Origin of the sequence: Streptomyces sp. NBC_00631, assembly GCF_045206895.1 — a bacterium.
In the GTDB taxonomy this organism is placed as follows: domain Bacteria; phylum Actinomycetota; class Actinomycetes; order Streptomycetales; family Streptomycetaceae; genus Streptomyces.
The window spans coordinates 8,163,530-8,179,994 of the sequence record NZ_CP107734.1 but is presented as its reverse complement, the minus strand read 5'-3'; the positions used below and the strand labels follow the sequence as shown (position 1 = coordinate 8,179,994).

The window sequence follows — 16,465 nt, the reverse complement described above, 5'->3', positions numbered from 1 at the left end:
GCGGAACAAGGGAGTTCCTCATGATCCCCGTGATTCCCAAGAGCACCACCCGCAGTGTCCTCGTCGTGGGCGGCGGCACCTCCGGAAACGCCCTGACCGTCCTGCTGCGCCGGGCCGGGATCGGCGTCGACCTGGTCGAGGCGAGCCCCGACTGGAAGGCGTCCGCCGGCTCCGGCATCACACTCCAGGGCAACGCACTGCGGGTGCTGCGCGAGGTCGGGGTCCTCGAAGGGATCGAGAAGGACGGGTACGCCGCCGAGGGCGTCGCCGTCCTGGCGCCGGACGGCACCGTGCTCCACGCCCACGAGGAGCTGCGCACCGGCGGCGACGACCTGCCCGCCCACATCGGCATGCGGCGGCCCGGGCTCCAGCAGCTCCTCATCGACCAGGTGCGCGCCTCGGGCGCCGGCATCCGGCTCGGCACCACCGCCACCGCGTTCCAGCAGGACGCCGAGGGCGTGGACGTCACCTTCTCGGACGGCACCACCCGCCGCTACGACCTGGTCGCCGGCGCCGACGGACTGGGCTCCGCCACCCGCCGGATGATCGGCATCACGGACCGGCCCGAGCCCATCGGCATGGGCATCTGGCGCGCCCCCGCGCCCCGCCCGGCCGGCGTGCGCCGCACCGAGATGATCTACGGCGGCCGCTGCTTCATCGCCGGGTACTGCCCGACCGGCGAGGACACGGTGTACACGTATCTCGTCGAACCGGCCCGCGACCGGGCCTCCTTGGCCCCGGAGACGTACGCCGACGAGATACGGGCGCTCGCCGACGGCTACGGCGGTGTGTGGCCGGAGCTCCGCGCCGCGTTCACCGACCCGAAGGCCGTCAACTACGCCTGCTTCGACCGGCACCTGGTGGAGGGCCCCTGGCACCGCGGCCGGATCGTGCTCGTCGGCGACGCCGCCCACGCCTGCCCGCCCACCTTCGCCCAGGGCGCCGCGATGTCCCTGGAGGACGTCCAGGTCCTCGCCGAGCTGCTCAGCTCCGGGGACGACTGGGACGCCGCGTCCCTCGACCGGCTCCTCACCGACTACCACGCGCGACGGCTGCCCCGCGTGCGCATGGTCGTCGACGCCTCCGTCCAGCTCGCCCGGTGGCTGCTCGACGGAGTGCGCGACGCGGACGTGCCCGGACTGATGTTCCGCACGCTGAGCGCGCTGAAGGAACGCCCGTGACCGAGCCGCACCCGACACCCACGATCGACGTCCACGCCCATCTCCTGCTCCCGGAGATCGAGGAGGCCGTCGCGGGGCACCCCGGCCTCGCCGAGGCCCGCGCCCTCGACGCCCGCCGCAACGGCCCGGCGGCCCTGGCCGTGAACGGCCCGATGGTCGGCGCGCGCGTGCCGAAGCTGACGGACGCCGCCGTGCGCCTGGCCGCGATGGACGCCCAGGGCGTGGACGTGCAACTGGTCAGCCCGTCCCCGTCGCACTACCACTACTGGGCCGGCCTCGAACTGGCGCAGCGGTTGTGCCGGCTGGCGAACGAGGGGACGGCCGCCCACTGCGCGAAGGCCCCCGACCGGCTGCACGGCCTCGGCCTGGTCCCGCTCCAACACCCGGACAGCGCCGTCGAGTTGCTCGAAGACGCTCTGGCCCAGGGGCTGCGCGGCGTGGAGATCTCCTCGCACGCACCCGGCCGCGAGTTGTCCGACCCGGCGTACGAGCCCCTCTGGTCGCGGGCGGAGGAGACGGGAGCCCTCCTCTTCCTGCACCCGTTCGGCTGCACCCTCGACGAGCGCCTGGACCGGTGGTACCTGTCCAACACCGTCGGCCAGCCCGCCGAGAACGCCGTCGCCCTCTCCCATCTGATCTTCTCCGGTGTCCTGGACCGCCATCCCGGCCTGAAGCTGATCGCGGCGCACGGCGGCGGCTACCTTCCCACCCACCTCGGCCGCTCCGACCATGCCTGGCGGGCCCGTCCTGACGCGCACGGCTGCGGCCGGGAGCCGAGCAGCTACGTCCGGCAGCTGTACTTCGACTCCCTCGTACACGACCCGTACGTACTGCGGGAGTTGGTGCGGGCCGCGGGCGCCGACCGGGTCCTGCTCGGCTCCGACTTCCCCTTCGACATGGGCACGGACGACCCGCTCGCCGCGCTGCGCGCCGCCGGCCTGCCCGACCCCGACTTCCACGCCGTACGAGGCGGCAACGCCGCCGGCCTCCTCCGGAAGGACTGACGCCATGCGCCTGCTCACCCATCTGCGGCACGTCGATCTCGCCGTGCCCGACTACGACAAGCAACTCGACTTCTACGCCGGTGTCTGGGGGCTGACCAAGGTCGCCGAGGACTCCGGGATCGCCTTCCTGGCCGCCGAGGGCAGCCCCGAGCAGTACGTCGTACGGCTGCGCAAGGCCGGCGAGAAGCGTCTCGACCTGGTCGCCTTCGGCGCCGCCTCGATGGCCGACATCGACACGCTCGCCGAGCAACTCCTGGCCGGTGGCGTCCAGTTGATCTCACAGCCGGTCAAGGTGGACACCCCCGGCGGTGGTTACGGCTTCCGCTTCTTCGACGTCGACGGCCGCACCGTCGAGGTCTCCGCGGACGTCGAGGCCCGGCAGCACCGCAGGATCGAGGAGAAGGAGTCGATCCCGGTCAAGCTGTCGCACGTCGTCCTCAACTCGCCCGATCTGGACCGGACCCGTGCCTGGTACGAGACCCACCTCGGCTTCCGCCACTCCGACACGCTCAGCTCCCCGCACGTCGGTGACGTCATGCACTTCATGCGGATCAGCAACCAGCACCACTCCATGGCCATCGCCAAGGGCCCGCACACCTCGCTGCACCACGTCTCCTTCGAGATGCGCGGCATCGACGAGTACATGCGCGGCTCCGGCCGGGTGCTGCGGGCCGGCTTCCGGAAGGTCTGGGGGCCTGGGCGCCACATGGCGGGCGACAACACCTTCACCTACTTCCTCGATCCGCACGGCAACACCGTCGAGTACACGACCGAGTTGGAGGAGCTGGACGAGGACACCTGGCACCCGCACGTCTACGACTTCTCCCAGCCCGAGGTCACCGACCAGTGGGGCACCGCCAACCCGATGAACGAACTGGTCGCCAAGGAGTCCTTCAACGACGCCGACCGCGGCTGCTTCGTGGCCCCGCCGGTCTGATCCGTCTCTGGAGAGGGACCACCATGCGATTTGCCACGTACGAACACCGGGGCCGGCGCCAGGTTGCCGTCGTCGAGGAGGACGGCACGCTGTACCCGCTGCCCGGCGTCGCCTCACTGGCCGGCCTGCTCGCCGAGGGCGGCGGCCTGCCCGGGCTGCTCGACGCGGGCTCCGCGACGCTCGATGCCCCGGCCGGCCCGCACGTCCGCGACGTACGGCTGCTCCCGCCGCTCCAGCCGCCCACCGTGCGGGACTTCGTCACCTTCGAGGAACATGTCGAGGGCGTACGGCGGTCCGTGGACGGGACGGCGGGGGTCCCGGAGCAGTGGTACACGGCCCCGACGTTCTACTTCACCAACCCCTACGCGATGTACGGCCCGTACGACGACATCCCCGTGCCGCCGGGGTCCGGCATGCTCGACTTCGAACTCGAAGTCGCCGCCGTCATCGGGAAGGAGGGCGGCGACCTCACCCCCGAGCAGGCCCGTGACCACATCGTCGGCTACACCGTCCTCAACGACTGGTCCGCCCGCGACCTGCAGTCCGCCGAGATGAAGGTCGGCCTCGGCCCGTGCAAGGGCAAGGACACCGCCACCACGCTGGGGCCCTGCCTCGTCACCGTCGACGAGCTGGAGCACCACCGCGACGCCGACGGCTTCCTGCGTCTCGCGCTCACCGCCGCGGTGAACGGAGAGGTGGTCGGCGAGGACCTGTTGTCCAACATGAGCTGGACGTTCGAGGAGATGGTCGCCCACGCCTCGCGCGGCACGTGGGTGCGCCCCGGCGACGTCCTCGGTTCCGGGACCTGCGGCAACGGCGGCTGCCTGGCCGAGCTGTGGGGCGTACGCGGCAGGCAGGACCCACGGCCGCTGCGGCCCGGCGACACGGTGACGCTCACCGTCGAGGGCATCGGCACGGTCTCCAACACCGTGGTGCGTGGCGCTGATCCCGTGCCGGTGGCGGCCGCTCGGCGCCGCTCCCGGGAGCGTCCGCCGAACGCCTGAGAGCGCGGGGCGCACCGCGGTGGCCGAGCCGTCATGCGCCCGTCGTCGATCCCGGGCGGACGATCATCAGGACCACCACGACCAGCCAGACGAGGGCGAACATGCCGGTGATCATCGACAGCCGGGGCAGCCGGGCGATCAGGGACTCCGTGGAGGTCGAGGTCCGTTCGGGCGTGTCCAGCCGGGTGACCACGGCGTCCTGGGTGCCGAGAACCGCGATGCCCAGCAGGACGGCGGCCACCGCCGTCAGGGCCATGGAGGCGATGAGCCAGGCGCTGCCCATCACCCCCATCACCTCGGCGGTGCCGACACCGAGGACGGGGACGGAGATGCCGGCCACGGCGTAGACCCGGCAGATCCGGTGCAGCAGCTGGACCGACCCCGTGGCCGCCCGCTGCTCGGGTCCGTCGGCCAGTGCCTGGCGCGCGTAGCGCGGAAACAGGCTCGCCGCAACGGTGACCGGCCCGATGAGCAGGATCGCCGCCAGCACGTGGACGCTGAGCAGGAATTTGGCCATGCCGGTGTCTCCTCTTTTCGCGCGCTCGCCGGGCGGGGCATCAGGCGCACAGTTTCAGTCTGCCTTAAACTCGCTCGACGATAGCATTCCTCTCTCAAGAACCCGGAGCTGCCGGTCGTCGGCGTCCGGCCCCGGAAGGTGGGACAGGTGACGAGCAACCCGGCCGAGCGCCCACCCCAAGGGCGCCCCGCGCTGTTGCTGATCGCCCTGGGGCGGATCGTGCGGGAGGAGGCCGAGCGGGCCCTTGAGGCCCAGGGGCTGTCGCTGCGGCATCTGAGCGCCCTGGGGCACCTCTCGCGCGAGCCCGGGCTCTCCTACAGTGCGTTGGGGCGGCGGGCCGGCATCACCGCGCAGAGCATGCAGGCCACCGTTCGCCAGCTCGAACAGGCCGGCGCCGTCCACCGCGTGACTCCAGCAGGACGCGGCCGCACCGCCGAACTACGCGTCACCGACACCGGCCGCCGGTTGCTGCACGAGATGGACCATGCCCTCAGCTCGGTGGAAACCGCGCTGCTCGACGGGCTCACGGCCGAGGAGCAGGCCGGCCTGGGCACGCTGCTGCACCGCCTCCTGACCAGGAGCCTGCGCGCCGACGCCCCCGGCCGCTCCTGACACCCCCTGACGCCCCCTGACGCCCGCCGCACGACGGCGACGTACTCCTCGCTCAGGTCGACGCCGGTCACCTCGGCGCCTGGGTGCCGGGCCGGATGGCGGTCCGGGCCGTCCGGTCCGCTTCCCACGCCGAGGACCCGCCGGCCCGCCCTCGACTCCAGGTACTCCGCCGGATGTTCGAGCGCTTCGCCCGTCTTCCGGCGCGGGTCGCCCTGCCGGTGACGGCGGGCCGCGGCGGACGACCGCTGCGCGCTCACGGGGACCGCCGGCCGGTGTCGTCCTGGTCGTGATCGGTGGAGCGGGCGACGTGCCGCCAGGCGTCCAGCTCCTTACGGAAGGCCTCCAGCTTGGCGTCGAAGGCTTGCAGGGTGTCGGCTCCGAGCGGGAGGCGCAGGGGCGGCTCGGCGGTGCCGGCCATCTCGACGATGGCGCGCGCGGCCTTGACCGGGTCGCCGGGCTGGGTGTGGTTGAGGCTCGCCGCGGCCGCACGCATCGCGCCGACGGTGGGCGCGTAGTCGTCGATCGTGCCGGGGCCGGTGCGCAGGCTGGCGGGGTCGAGGAAGTCGGTGCGGAAGAAGCCCGGTTCCACGAGCGTCACATGGATGCCCAGGGGCGCCAGTTCGGTGTGGAGAGTCTCGGTGAAGCCTTCCACGGCGAACTTCGTGGAGGCGTAGACGCCCCAGCCCGGTGCGGTGGCGAAGCCCACGATGGAGCTGATGTTGATCACATGCCCGGAGCCCTGGCGCCGCAGTACCGGCAGTACGGCGCGCTGGACGGCGAGCGGGCCGAAGACGTTGGTCTCGAACAGCGCGCGTACCGCGGCGTCGTCGGACTCCTCGACGGCGGCCAGCAGGCCGGTGCCGGCGTTGTTGACCAGGACGTCGATCCGGCCGAACCGCTCGACCGCCGCGTCGACGGCCGCTTGGATGCTCTGGTGGTCGGTCACGTCCAGCGGCACGGCGAGCAGCGTGTCACCGGCGTCGGGAAACTGCTCGCGGACGGTTTCGGCCTTCCTCGCGGTCGCGACCACCTGGTGGCCGGCGGCGAGGGCGGCGCGGGTGATCTCCAGGCCGAAGCCCCGGGACGATCCGGTGATGAACCAGACACTCATTGATTTCTCCGGTGTTCAGGCGGTGGGCAGGTCGAAGGCCGCGCGGTTCTGGGCGACGAAGCCCTCGACGTCGAGGGGTTCGCTGCCGCCGATCGTCTTCACCAGGTCGTTGGTGCCGGCGAAGACGCCGTTGCGGTAGTCGACGGCCACCGCGAGCAGGTGCTGGACCAGGTGGTCCGGCGCGCCGCGCCCGCGCAGGATGGCGGCGAACTCGTCGAGCTCGATGGGAACGTAGGAGACTTCACGGTCCAGCGCCCGCGACATCTTCTCGGCGATCTCGTAGTGGTCGAGTTCCTCGGCTCCGTAGAGCGGGTAGACCTGGCCGGCGTGCGGGGCGGGGTCTTCCAGGATGGCGGCGATCACCTTGGCCTGGTCGCTCTCCGCGATGGGGGCGTGGCGTCCGTCGGCGAACGGCAGGCGCAGTTCGCCGGTCCCGTCGGCCCAGGTGTCGATCAGCCACTGGGCGAAGAAGGTCGGGCGGATGTGGGTGACGGGGACCGGGAAGCGGTCGAGGACGCGTTCGGCGACCCAGTGCTGGCGGGCCGCGTTGCTGGCGGTGTGGCGGCGGGCGGAGACCTGCGACATGTTCACGATCGCCTGGACGCCGTTCTCCTCCGCCGCCTGCGCCACGTTCACGGTGGCGTCCATCGGGCCGGGACGGATCGGATAGGTGAAGTACAGGGCGTCGATACCCTGCGTCGCCCGAGCCAGCGAGTCCAGGTCGAGGACGTCGCCTTCCACGACGTCCGCTCCGAGGGTGGCGAGCCGCTCGGCGCGCCCGTCGAGGCCGCGGACGAGAGCGCGGACACGGTGGCCGCGCTGGAGGAGGAGTTCGGTGGTCTGGCCGCCGGTCTTACCGGTGGCCCCGATCACGAGGAGGTTGCGTTCCATGAGGGTGATCTCCGTTTTCCTGAGCGGGAGCTGAAGGGGGATTCCAGCGTCAGCCCTGTGCGCGGGTGACGCATGAGATGGGCGGGAGGCGGTGCGCCGCCCGCCCGGCAGGCGGCTGCGGTCACCGGGCTCGGCCCGGTCGGCCGCGCTCCTGCGGTCAGGGGGTGCGCCGGGGCCGGAGGGCGAGCAGGGCGGCGGCCGCGGCGACTCCGGCGCCGGCCTGGACGTACCAGGCATGGTCGAACCCGGCGGTCGTGGCCTGGGGGGTGAGCGCGACGAGCAGGGCCACGCCCACGGCGCTGCCGATCTGCCGGCTCATGTTGAGCACGGCGCTGCCGGTGGTGGCCCGCTCGGGTGCCAGGGTGCCGGCGGCGGCGAACAGCGGCGCCTGGGCCAGTCCGCCGGCCAGGCCGACCAGGATCAGACCCGGGAACATGCCGCCCCAGTAGTCGGGGGTGGTGTGCACGGCCGCGAGCCAGTACCCGGCGGCGAGCGCCATGGCCAGCGTTCCGGTCACGGCGGGGGCGGTACGTCCGAAGCGGCGCTGGAGGGGACCGGCGTTCATCGCGAAGGCGATCGAGGCCAGGGGGGCCGGAGCGATGGAGACGCCTGCGCGCAGCGGGCTGAAGTGCCAGACCTCCTGCATGAACAGGGCGGTGCTGAGCAGGACGATGGCGAAGCCCGCGGAGAACAGGAAGAGGGCCACGGTGGCGGCGGTGAACGGCCGGCCGGCGAACAACTGCTTCTCGATCACCGGCGCCTCGGCGCGCAGGGTCCGCTCGACGGTCGCGGCCCCGGCCAGGACGGCGCCGGCGAACAGCGACACGGTGCGGATGTCTGTCCAGCCCCACCCCGGCCCCTGGACGGTGGCGAGCACCAGCAGACTCACGGCCAGCAGCAGCGCGAGGGCGGAAGCCGGGTCCGGCACAGCGGCACCCCTGGGCCGGCGCACCTCGGGCAGCAGCAGCGCACCGGTGACGAGGGTGGCGACGCCCACCGGAACGTTGATCAGGAAGATCCACCGCCAGTCGACGGTGACGAGCAGACCGCCGACGGGCGGCCCCGCCGAGGCCGCGATCGCGCCCATGCCCGCCCACAGGCCGACCACCAGAGTGTGCTGGCGCCTGGGGAAGCTCGGGTAGAGCAGGCCGAGCGAGGTCGGCACGATCATCGCCGCGCCGACGGCCTGGAGAGCCCGGGCACCGACGAGCACACCGAGGCTCGGCGCGGCGGCCGCGACGGCGGAGGTGAGGGTGAACAGCGCCACTCCGGAGAGCAGCATCTTCTTGCGCCCCCAGTGGTCCGCGACGCGGCCCGCGGGCACGAGTACGGCGGCGAAGACGATCGCGTAGGCCGACAGCACCCATGACACGCTCGCCACGCCCGTGCCGGGGAACGACCGCCCGATCCCGTCGAGGGCGACGTTGACGACGAAGAAGTCGAGCTGCGCCATGAAGGCGACGGCACCCAGCACCGCCATGATGCTCCAGCGGCGCGGGTGACCCGCCTCGGCGACGGCCGGAGCCGGTCCGGTGTGCGGTGTCGTGGTGACCGCCTGCGGTGCAGCCTCTGTGGACATCGTGTCCGCCTCCCAACAAAATGGGCCTGGCAGCCCTTTTTTGACCTGCCCCCAGGAGACACCGCACAGAAAGGGTTGTCAAGCCCTTTTTTGCGGTACGCTGGTCACCATGACCACCACCAGCCAAGCGTCGGGTCAGAGACTGACCGCCAAGGGCCTGGCCACGCGCGAACGCATCGTCCGGGCGGCGGCCGAGCTGTTCTACGAGCACGGCGCACAGAACACCAACAACGAGCAGATCCGGGAGGCCGCCGGGGTCAGCGGCTCGCAGCTGACGCGCCACTTCCCCACCAAGGAGTCCCTGGTGCGCGCCGTGCTCGCCTGGCAGGCCGACAGCATCGTCGCCCGCCACCAGACACCCGAGCTGGGCGAACTGGACAGCTTCGCCGCCCTGCACCGATGGGCCGACAGGTACGTCGCCTCACGGGACATGCTGCGCGGCGGCTGCACCTTCGGCTCCCTGGCGGCCGAGGTCGTCAAGTCCGAGCCCTCCCACCGGGACGTGGTGGCCGACGGCTTCGAACGGTGGCAGGAGCTGTTCAAGCGCGGCCTGAGCAAGATGCGCGAGCGCGGCGAGCTGCGGCCGGAGGCCGACCCGGCAGCGCTCGCCCACCTGCTCGCGGCCGCGTTCCAGGGCGGAGCGCTCCTGGACCAGGCGGCCGGTGAGTCCACGCCCCTGCAGGACGCACTGCACGGGGCGCTGGCCTACATCGAGTCGTTCGCCGCAGAACACTGACGTACCGCGAAGTGCGGTCCCGCGGGCAGGCAGCACTCAGAAAGCGTCGGAGGAGACCGGGCGGAGCGCCCGCCTGGAGCAGGCCTGCGCCGTCAGCGGGAGTCCTGCGAACGCCTGCCCGGAGACCCGTTCCAGCGTGACCGCGCCGGCCCCGGCCCTGGCCGGCACTTCCATGCCTCGGCCTCGACGGCCATGAGCAGGCGGCTGATTCCCGGGGCGTCCGCCGCGGCATCGAGGTCGCCATGTCTCCGCGCGGCCCGCACGCACCCGGTCAGCGAAGCCTCACTTCCCCAAGGGCCCGCCTGACGCGTGCGCCGGCCTGCGGATCGCGACCGGCCCCCTCGACGACGCAGCCGGTCACCATGCAGCCGAGCCGGTCGGGGTCCTCACGCACGAACCGCGCCGACCTCACGAGACACACGTGCGGCCGCGCCGTCGCGGTGTCATCGGAGCCGTCGAGCACAGCCGCCCACGGCATCGGTGCGGTCGCAGTACGCCTGCAGCGTCCGCAGGTACGGCTTGCCCTTGCCGCCGAAGGCGGCGCAGCGGCTGCCGCGGCCCAGTCCGCCGGCCTTGGTGATGCCGCCCACGCCGGCACCCGGCACCCGGCACGGCGGAACCGCCGCTCGACCGGCCTCCACGACCTGATCCCTCCCGAAGTCGAATCCCGGTGGGCGCCCCATGAGCCACAGCCTACCGGCCGCACAAGCGTTCTTGACATTCCGTTCCAGAAGTTCTTACGGTTCCCGACACAGCGGTCCAGAACCCTGGGGTCCGCCGCTCACGGCATCCCGCGAATCCCGCAGAACGGATGAGACGCATGTCCTCGCACGGCACTGCTCCGCCATCGACCTCGGAATGCGGCGACCTTCCCACGCCGCGGGCCTCACACCGGCCGCCGCTCTCCGTGATGCCCTCCACCGCCGAGAGCATGCCGTCTCTCGAATCCGCTTCCAGCGATTGGGACATGTACCGATGGGTCTGACACCAGGAATGAAAAGCGGCCGGACGGTGACCGACGTGGTAACCCCTGACCTGGTGGTCCACCTCACCCAAGGGGTGGAGGGCGGCGGTCGTACCGTGAGCCGGACGCCCATGACGGGCGAGATCATCGCGGAGCTGCCCGAGTCGGCACCGCACGATGTCGAGATGGCGTTCAGCAGGGCACGGGAAGCCCAGAAGAAATGGGCCATGCTTTCGGTTCGAAGGCGTGCGGCAGTGCTTCTCCGGTTCCACGACCTCCTCCTGGACAGACAGGCGGAGGCGATGGACCTGATCCAGGTGGAGACGGGCAAGGCTCGCCTGCACGCACACGAGGAAGTGCAGGGAGTCGCCGTGGTGGCCCGGCACTACGGACGCAAGGCTCCCGCATACCTCCGGCCGCGGCGGCACCTGGGCGCGTTCCCGGTGCTCACGAAAGTCACCGAGTGGCACCACCCGCGAGGCGTGGTCGGTCAGATCGTCCCCTGGAACTACCCCCTTGAACTCGCCCTGGGCGACGCGCTGCCCGCACTCGTCGCCGGCAACGCCGTGGTCACGAAACCGGACACGCAGAGCACCCTCACTCCCCTGTGGGCGCGCCGACAGCTCATCGAGGCCGGGCTGCCGGCCGACGTCTGGCAGATCGTCATCGGCGACGGCCGGAGCGTCGGGTCCGCCGTCGTGGATCAGGCCGACTACGTCGCGTTCACCGGCTCTGTCCGCACCGGCCGGGAAGTGGCGACCCGAGCGGCGGGCCGCCTGGTCGGCGCGTCACTCGAACTGGGCGGCAAGAACGCCCTGCTGGTACTGGCCGACGCGGACCTGGACAAGGCGGCCGAGGGCGCGGTTCGCACCTGCTTCTCCTCGGCCGGCCAGTTGTGCCTGTCGGCCGAGCGGATCTACGTCCACTCCTCGGTCGCCGCCGCGTTCTTGGAGCGATTCGTCAGACGCACGAAGGCGCTCACCCTCGGGGCTTCGCTGAGCTACGGGGTCGGCATGGGTTCACTGGCGGGCCGGCGCCAACTCGAAACGGTGTCCCGGCACGTCGAGCAAGCCGTCGCCGAGGGGGCAGCGGTCCTCGCCGGGGGAAGGCCTCGCCCCGATCTCGGCCCGTTCTTCTATGAGCCCACCGTCCTGGACGGCGTCGAGCCGACGATGGCCGTCCATGCGGAGGAGACCTTCGGCCCGGTCGTCTCGGTGTACCGCTTCACCGGCGAGGACGAGGTGATCGAGCGAGTGAACGCCACGCCGTACGGCCTCAACTCCAGTGTGTGGACGAAGGACACCCGGCGCGGTGAGCGCATCGCCACCCGCCTGCAGAGCGGCACCGTGAACATCAACGAAGGCTACACATCCGCCCATGGCAGCGTCCGCTCGCCGATGGGCGGCATGAAGGAATCCGGACTCGGCCGTCGGCACGGCCTCGAAGGCATCCTCTGCTACACGGAGTCGCAGACCGTCGCCACGCAGAGAATACTTCCGCTGGCTCCGTCGATGGGCATGGACGACCAGCGGTACGCAGCCTTCATCAGCCTGAGCCTACGTGTCATGAAGGCGCTGAGGCTCCGCTGAAGCCGACCGCGCGAACACCCACGGGCGCGTTCGTGCACCTACTCACCGACGAGGTACCGACCACGGATCCGCTGCCCGAACGAGGCCCTGGCGGAGTGACCGCACCGCATCGCGCCGAGCCGCTCGCACGTCGTCATCGGCATGCGCGGCTGCTCGTGGCCCTCACCGAACTGATCGGCGACTGCGCCCGGACCGCCGGTGAGCTGTACAGGCCGGCCGCCGCTGTCCGGCCCCCACAGGCCGACGTCCCCGTGCGCCTCAGGCCGCTCGCCGGCCTCAGCCGGTCCGCCGGTGCCCGGGTGGACACGGCACGCGCTCAGGACGCCGCGCGACGCGCCGCAACAGAGGCGGAACGGCAACCTGCTTCGGGGTGCCCGGGCTGTTGCGGATCAGGGCCACGTCGTAGTGGAGTGACGTCTCGAAGTCGGCGATGGCGATCCCGTCCCAGTCGTACAGCGACGAGATGTCGCTGTGCTGCTCGTGTTCCCACGCAGCGGTGATTCCCTCCGCCGAGAAGGAGGTGGCGCCGCAGAACGAGTGGTGTACGACAACAACTCGCTCGATGCCGAAGAGGTGCTGGGAGACCGTGATCGAGCGAAGGGCGTCCGCCGCGCGCCCGCCTCCGACGACGAGGGAGTGGATGCTCGACAACCTGGCGGACCCCGTCACCGTCGACGACCTCGCACAACAGGCCCCCACATGTCCCGGCGGACCTTCATCCGCCGCTTCCGCGAGGAGGCCGGTACCACGCCGATGGCCTGGCTGACCGACGCACGCATCGACCGAGCACGCGAACTGCTGAAGGCGAGCAACGTGCCCGTCGAACAGGTCGGCCGCCTCACGGGCCTCGGTGCTCCCGCTTCCCTGCGGGCCGCTTTCCACCGGCACCTCGGCACCTCGCCCCAGGAGTACCGGACGCTGTTCCGCCACAGGGACGAGACTGCGCGGACCTGACCCGCGCGGCCGCCTGCGGCAGCCCGCCGGATCATCGAGCTGGACAGCAGCCACGCCTCCCCGGCCTCCCAGCCCGGACCCGTCGCCGACCTGGTCGAAGAAGCCGCCAGGACCAGCGCCTGACCTCCAGCGGCAGCAACGGGCTCGCGGCGCCGCTCCGGGAGATGTCCCGCACTCGACGCGGGCCTGACAGCACATTCACCCGAATGGCCTAACGTGACGTGCCACCCACATGGGTGAAGATCAAACTGGCTAGTGCCCGACCGAGGCAATCCGTGAAAGGGGAACCACATGCGCATTCGACGAATCCTCGCCGCCGTCATCGCCACGGCAGCCCTCGCCGGACTCGGCCTCACAGGCGCCGCAACCGCCGCCACCGCCCAGGGCGGCCCGTCCTACGTCACCCCCTCTCAGTGCAGGCAGGGTGGCGGAACGGCCGATCTGACGGACAACCTCTGCAAGGGCGGTACGCACGACGGGCAGCAGATCGACTGAACCTCACCAGGCGTCCCGCAGCCACGCGCCGCGGGGCGCTCCCGTGCGGTCGGGCCGGCCGACGGCGGTCGCGTCGGTCAGCGGGTGCCGAGACTGCCGGTGTACACGTCCGTACGGTTCTGTGGTGCGCCGGAGTGGGTCTCGGTGAGCACGGCCCGTACTCCCTTGCCGTCCGCCGCCAGGCCTTGGTAGTCGCCGAGGAAGTAGCCCCCGGAGAACGGCGCCTGCAGCCAGTCGAAGACCCGCGAGATCCGTCGTTCGGACCGGAGCTCGGGGTTTCCGTGCCGCAGCGTGGCCAGTTGGTAGGCGGTGGGCAGGGTGGTGGTGTTGCCGGGCCTGAGGAAGCGCAGGTCGTAGTAGGTGAGCGCGACCCTGCCCCGCTCGGCGACCGCGATCGACGGTGAGAAGGCCGGCACGCCCCTGGGGCTGATCAGCTCCGGGGTTCCCCAGGTGCGCCCGCCGTCGGTGGACCGCACGAGCTGGACGGAGTCGAACTCTCCACCGGAGAAGTCCGAGCCCTCGTAGGCCATGTACAGCGTGCCTGTCCTGGGGTCGACGGCCGGGCTCGGCAGGGTGGCCGCGGCGCGCAGCAGTTTGGTGGGGTCGTTCGGGTCGACCTCCGGCACGGAGCTGTCCCGGGCCACGGCGACCGGGGCGCTCCAGGTCTCTCCGGCGTCGGTCGAGGTGACCATCGCGTAGTGGGCTTCGAGGACGGTGCTCAGGTCGTCGGCGAAGGTGATCGTGTCGAAGAAGTCGTACAGGGTGCCGGTGCGCCGGTCGGCGACGATCAGATGGCCGATGGTCTGGGTGTTGGGCACGGCGCTGGTGTCGACGAACCGCCGGGCCCTGCTCCAGGTGCGGCCGCCGTCGCGGGTGAGGGAGATGTAGCCGGGACCGTCGAGGGAGCTGGGGCCGGGTGGGTCGTTGTCGAGGCGGTCCCAGACCTGGTAGGCGGTGCCCCTGCGGATCGGGTCGGCGGTGAGTGAGGGCTTGTCGTTGAAGAACGGCTGCTCGTCGACGTGCGTGGTGGTGAGGTTCCGCCAAGTGCGGCCGCCGTCGCGGGAGGTGACTGCCAGGAGGGCGCTGCGCGTGCTCTTCGTGAAGTCGACGCCCTCTCCGCCGGCGTAGACCGTGCCGTCCGGTCCGGTGCTCACCCAGGGGTCGGTGGCCCGTTCGTAGTCCGCGCCGCCGGGGGCGCACAGGCTGAACGGCAGCGTGCTCCGGTGGAAGGTGTGGCCGTCCGTGGTCCAGCCGGCCGCCAGGCCACGGGCGCCGCCGTCGTTCCAGCGGTCCTGCTGGAACACGGTGACCACGCGCTTGGGGTCGCGCGGATCGACGGACAGGTACGGCTCGACCTCGGTGCCAGGGTGGACGATGCTGTCGGGGGACCTCGCTCCGATGGTGCACTTCGCGTACGGGTCGCCGTGGGACACCTTGACCAGTGATGTGCCGTCGGGGTTCCGGTCTGCTGCGGCGGGAGTCGTGCCGGTGACCGTGACGACCAGGAGCGCGGCGGTGGTGACGGCGGTCAGGGGCAGCAGGACGCGCATGCGGGATCTCCTCCGGGCCTGTCGGCCGGGGTACGGGACCGCCGTCGTCGGAGCGGCCTGGGGCACGGAGGCGTACCGGAACGCGAGGGTGGGGCGACTCCGCTTGGTCCTTTTCGGCGTTGCAGCCGGTGCCCTTGATGGGCCGAACGACGGAGTCGTCCCCGGGCGTCGAGGAGTCGCGGAGCATGACGGAGCCGACCGGCGGGTGCACCGTGCCGGTCGGCTCCTTGGTCATGCTGTTACGGCGCCGTCTCGTAGGTCCCCGGCGAGGGCCGCGTGCCGGTTGGCGATGCCGGCGGCGCGTTCAACGCCCGCGCCGGCAGGAGGACTCCACTCTGCGCCTGTTCAATACCTGCCGAGTGTCAACAACGCTCGTGATCAATACAGCCAGGAAATGCGAGCGCGGTGTTCAGGACGGCGCGGACCGTCTCGAGGCGGTGACGGCCCTGGCTTCGAGACGGTCGGCGTCCACCGTCGCGGGTGGCGCGCTGTCGAGTCGGGCGCGGGCGATCCGCCCGACGTTGGACCGGGTGCCGTCACTCCATTACCCACCGCGCCGGGTGCACCGGCCGGACTGGTCGCCCAACCGTGCGCCGACCTGTCAGGTGATCGCCTGCGAGGTCCCGTCAGGCAGCGCGCAGACGTAGCCGGCGTAGGCGCGTGCAACGATCTGTCCGCCGGCGGCCGTGCAGTCGTCTCTGGAGATGGTCGGAGACGAGGCGGCCCCGGCGCTGACAGCGCCGACGGCGCTCACGCCGGCAAGGGTCGCCGCGGCCAGGGCGAGGCCCAGGATTCTTCGCATGCGCATGGCTTCCTCCTCCTCTCAGGCGCCTTCGTTCGGCCTTCGGGAAGGACAAGTCTCGGGACGACGGCGCCCTCTTCCTCAGCATGGGGGCTCCGCATGAGGCCCGCGAGGCGAGGCTGGGCGCCGCGCCCGGGCGGTGACTGCCCGGCCCCGGAGAGGCATGACGTCACCGACCTCGTCCTCTAACGCGGTTCGTGGGCCGCCGCCCGGCAGGCAGCGGTCGCGGCGCCGCCCGCCACTCCGGCCCCGGTCAGTCCGCTCACACAACTCTGCAGGTCTCCGACCACGCCACGGCTGCAGGCCGCTGTGACGGAGTCGGAGGCGGTGGCACCGGCCAGTTCGGCCATCTGTGTGCAGGCGGGGATGTCCGCCCGGACCGCGGGAGCGGCGAGGACCGCACCACCGAGGGTGAGGGTCAGGCCGGTGAGGGCACCGGCGATACGGGTCGACGTGCGCATGGGACGCACCTGCCTTCCGGGTTGGTCGCGCGGTCCTGGTCCCGGCGGGCCGGATCCACGCGGCAAGGCCGCCTGGCG

Annotated in this window: 18 protein-coding genes; 9 read left to right on the top strand and 9 right to left on the bottom strand. The window is 71.7% G+C overall.

Translation table 11 applies throughout. The features are described 5' to 3' along the window. Nucleotides 1-20 precede the first annotated feature (20 nt). Genes OHB00_RS37550 through OHB00_RS37535 form a run of 4 tightly spaced genes read left to right on the top strand, consistent with a single transcriptional unit; the run spans nt 21 to nt 4,126 of the window. On the top strand, nt 21-1,181 hold the full coding sequence (locus tag OHB00_RS37550) for an FAD-dependent oxidoreductase (RefSeq protein ID WP_406441601.1): 1,161 nt from the start codon (nt 21-23) through the stop codon (nt 1,179-1,181). Next, the gene (locus tag OHB00_RS37545) at nt 1,178-2,185 is read left to right on the top strand and encodes an amidohydrolase family protein (protein WP_406441599.1); all 1,008 of its coding nucleotides are present in this window, start codon (nt 1,178-1,180) and stop codon (nt 2,183-2,185) included. Before OHB00_RS37550 ends, OHB00_RS37545 begins: the two co-directional genes overlap by 4 nt. Nucleotides 2,186-2,189: 4 nt before the next feature. Continuing rightward, nucleotides 2,190-3,122 carry a VOC family protein gene (locus tag OHB00_RS37540; RefSeq protein WP_406441597.1) on the top strand — a complete coding sequence of 311 codons (933 nt, stop codon included), beginning with the start codon at nt 2,190-2,192 and terminating at the stop codon, nt 3,120-3,122. Between the two features lie 23 nt (nt 3,123-3,145). After that, nucleotides 3,146-4,126 carry a fumarylacetoacetate hydrolase family protein gene (locus tag OHB00_RS37535; protein ID WP_406441596.1) on the top strand — a complete coding sequence of 327 codons (981 nt, stop codon included), beginning with the start codon at nt 3,146-3,148 and terminating at the stop codon, nt 4,124-4,126. A gap of 31 nt (nt 4,127-4,157) precedes the next feature. Here OHB00_RS37535 and OHB00_RS37530 read toward each other — a convergent pair whose 3' ends face one another. Beyond that, nucleotides 4,158-4,643 carry a DUF2269 family protein gene (locus tag OHB00_RS37530; RefSeq protein ID WP_406441594.1) on the bottom strand — a complete coding sequence of 162 codons (486 nt, stop codon included), beginning with the start codon at nt 4,641-4,643 and terminating at the stop codon, nt 4,158-4,160. Between the two features lie 147 nt (nt 4,644-4,790). On the opposite strand from OHB00_RS37530, the gene OHB00_RS37525 reads away from it, so the two are divergent. Next, nucleotides 4,791-5,255: a MarR family winged helix-turn-helix transcriptional regulator gene (locus OHB00_RS37525; protein ID WP_406441592.1), complete on the top strand. Its 465-nt coding sequence runs from the start codon at nt 4,791-4,793 to the stop codon at nt 5,253-5,255. Between the two features lie 253 nt (nt 5,256-5,508). Here OHB00_RS37525 and OHB00_RS37520 read toward each other — a convergent pair whose 3' ends face one another. The 3 genes from OHB00_RS37520 to OHB00_RS37510 all read right to left on the bottom strand — a co-directional run bounded on the left by OHB00_RS37520 (nt 5,509) and on the right by OHB00_RS37510 (nt 8,836). Continuing rightward, nucleotides 5,509-6,366: an oxidoreductase gene (locus OHB00_RS37520; RefSeq protein ID WP_406441590.1), complete on the bottom strand. Its 858-nt coding sequence runs from the start codon at nt 6,364-6,366 to the stop codon at nt 5,509-5,511. Nucleotides 6,367-6,381: 15 nt separating this feature from the next. Further along, complete coding sequence (locus OHB00_RS37515; RefSeq protein ID WP_406441588.1) at nt 6,382-7,257, bottom strand: NmrA family NAD(P)-binding protein; 876 nt, start codon at nt 7,255-7,257, stop codon at nt 6,382-6,384. A 157-nt stretch (nt 7,258-7,414) separates the two neighbouring features. Next, the gene (locus OHB00_RS37510) at nt 7,415-8,836 is read right to left on the bottom strand and encodes an MFS transporter (RefSeq protein WP_406441586.1); all 1,422 of its coding nucleotides are present in this window, start codon (nt 8,834-8,836) and stop codon (nt 7,415-7,417) included. Nucleotides 8,837-8,945: 109 nt separating this feature from the next. Between OHB00_RS37510 and OHB00_RS37505 the strand changes: the two genes are divergently transcribed. Further along, nucleotides 8,946-9,572: a TetR/AcrR family transcriptional regulator gene (locus OHB00_RS37505; RefSeq protein ID WP_406441584.1), complete on the top strand. Its 627-nt coding sequence runs from the start codon at nt 8,946-8,948 to the stop codon at nt 9,570-9,572. 443 nt (nt 9,573-10,015) lie between these two features. Here OHB00_RS37505 and OHB00_RS37500 read toward each other — a convergent pair whose 3' ends face one another. After that, nucleotides 10,016-10,213: a hypothetical protein gene (locus OHB00_RS37500; protein WP_406441582.1), complete on the bottom strand. Its 198-nt coding sequence runs from the start codon at nt 10,211-10,213 to the stop codon at nt 10,016-10,018. A 334-nt stretch (nt 10,214-10,547) separates the two neighbouring features. On the opposite strand from OHB00_RS37500, the gene OHB00_RS37495 reads away from it, so the two are divergent. After that, nucleotides 10,548-12,125 carry a succinic semialdehyde dehydrogenase gene (locus OHB00_RS37495; protein WP_406441580.1) on the top strand — a complete coding sequence of 526 codons (1,578 nt, stop codon included), beginning with the start codon at nt 10,548-10,550 and terminating at the stop codon, nt 12,123-12,125. Between the two features lie 276 nt (nt 12,126-12,401). On the opposite strand, the gene OHB00_RS37490 is transcribed toward OHB00_RS37495, so the two are convergent. Beyond that, entirely contained in the window at nt 12,402-12,794 is a 393-nt protein-coding gene (locus OHB00_RS37490) for a hypothetical protein (RefSeq protein ID WP_406441578.1), read from the bottom strand. Nucleotides 12,795-12,824: 30 nt separating this feature from the next. Here OHB00_RS37490 and OHB00_RS37485 point away from each other — a divergent pair, with 30 nt between their 5' ends. Next, nucleotides 12,825-13,079, top strand: a complete 255-nt coding sequence (locus tag OHB00_RS37485) for a helix-turn-helix domain-containing protein (protein WP_406441576.1) — start codon at nt 12,825-12,827, stop codon at nt 13,077-13,079. A 291-nt stretch (nt 13,080-13,370) separates the two neighbouring features. Further along, nucleotides 13,371-13,574: a hypothetical protein gene (locus OHB00_RS37480; RefSeq protein ID WP_406441574.1), complete on the top strand. Its 204-nt coding sequence runs from the start codon at nt 13,371-13,373 to the stop codon at nt 13,572-13,574. Between the two features lie 77 nt (nt 13,575-13,651). Here OHB00_RS37480 and OHB00_RS37475 read toward each other — a convergent pair whose 3' ends face one another. From OHB00_RS37475 to OHB00_RS37465, 3 genes are all read right to left on the bottom strand, one after another. Then, complete coding sequence (locus OHB00_RS37475; protein ID WP_406441572.1) at nt 13,652-15,124, bottom strand: neuraminidase (sialidase); 1,473 nt, start codon at nt 15,122-15,124, stop codon at nt 13,652-13,654. Nucleotides 15,125-15,725: 601 nt separating this feature from the next. Beyond that, complete coding sequence (locus OHB00_RS37470; protein WP_406441570.1) at nt 15,726-15,932, bottom strand: hypothetical protein; 207 nt, start codon at nt 15,930-15,932, stop codon at nt 15,726-15,728. Nucleotides 15,933-16,111: 179 nt separating this feature from the next. Then, complete coding sequence (locus OHB00_RS37465; protein WP_406441568.1) at nt 16,112-16,387, bottom strand: hypothetical protein; 276 nt, start codon at nt 16,385-16,387, stop codon at nt 16,112-16,114. Nucleotides 16,388-16,465 lie beyond the last annotated feature (78 nt).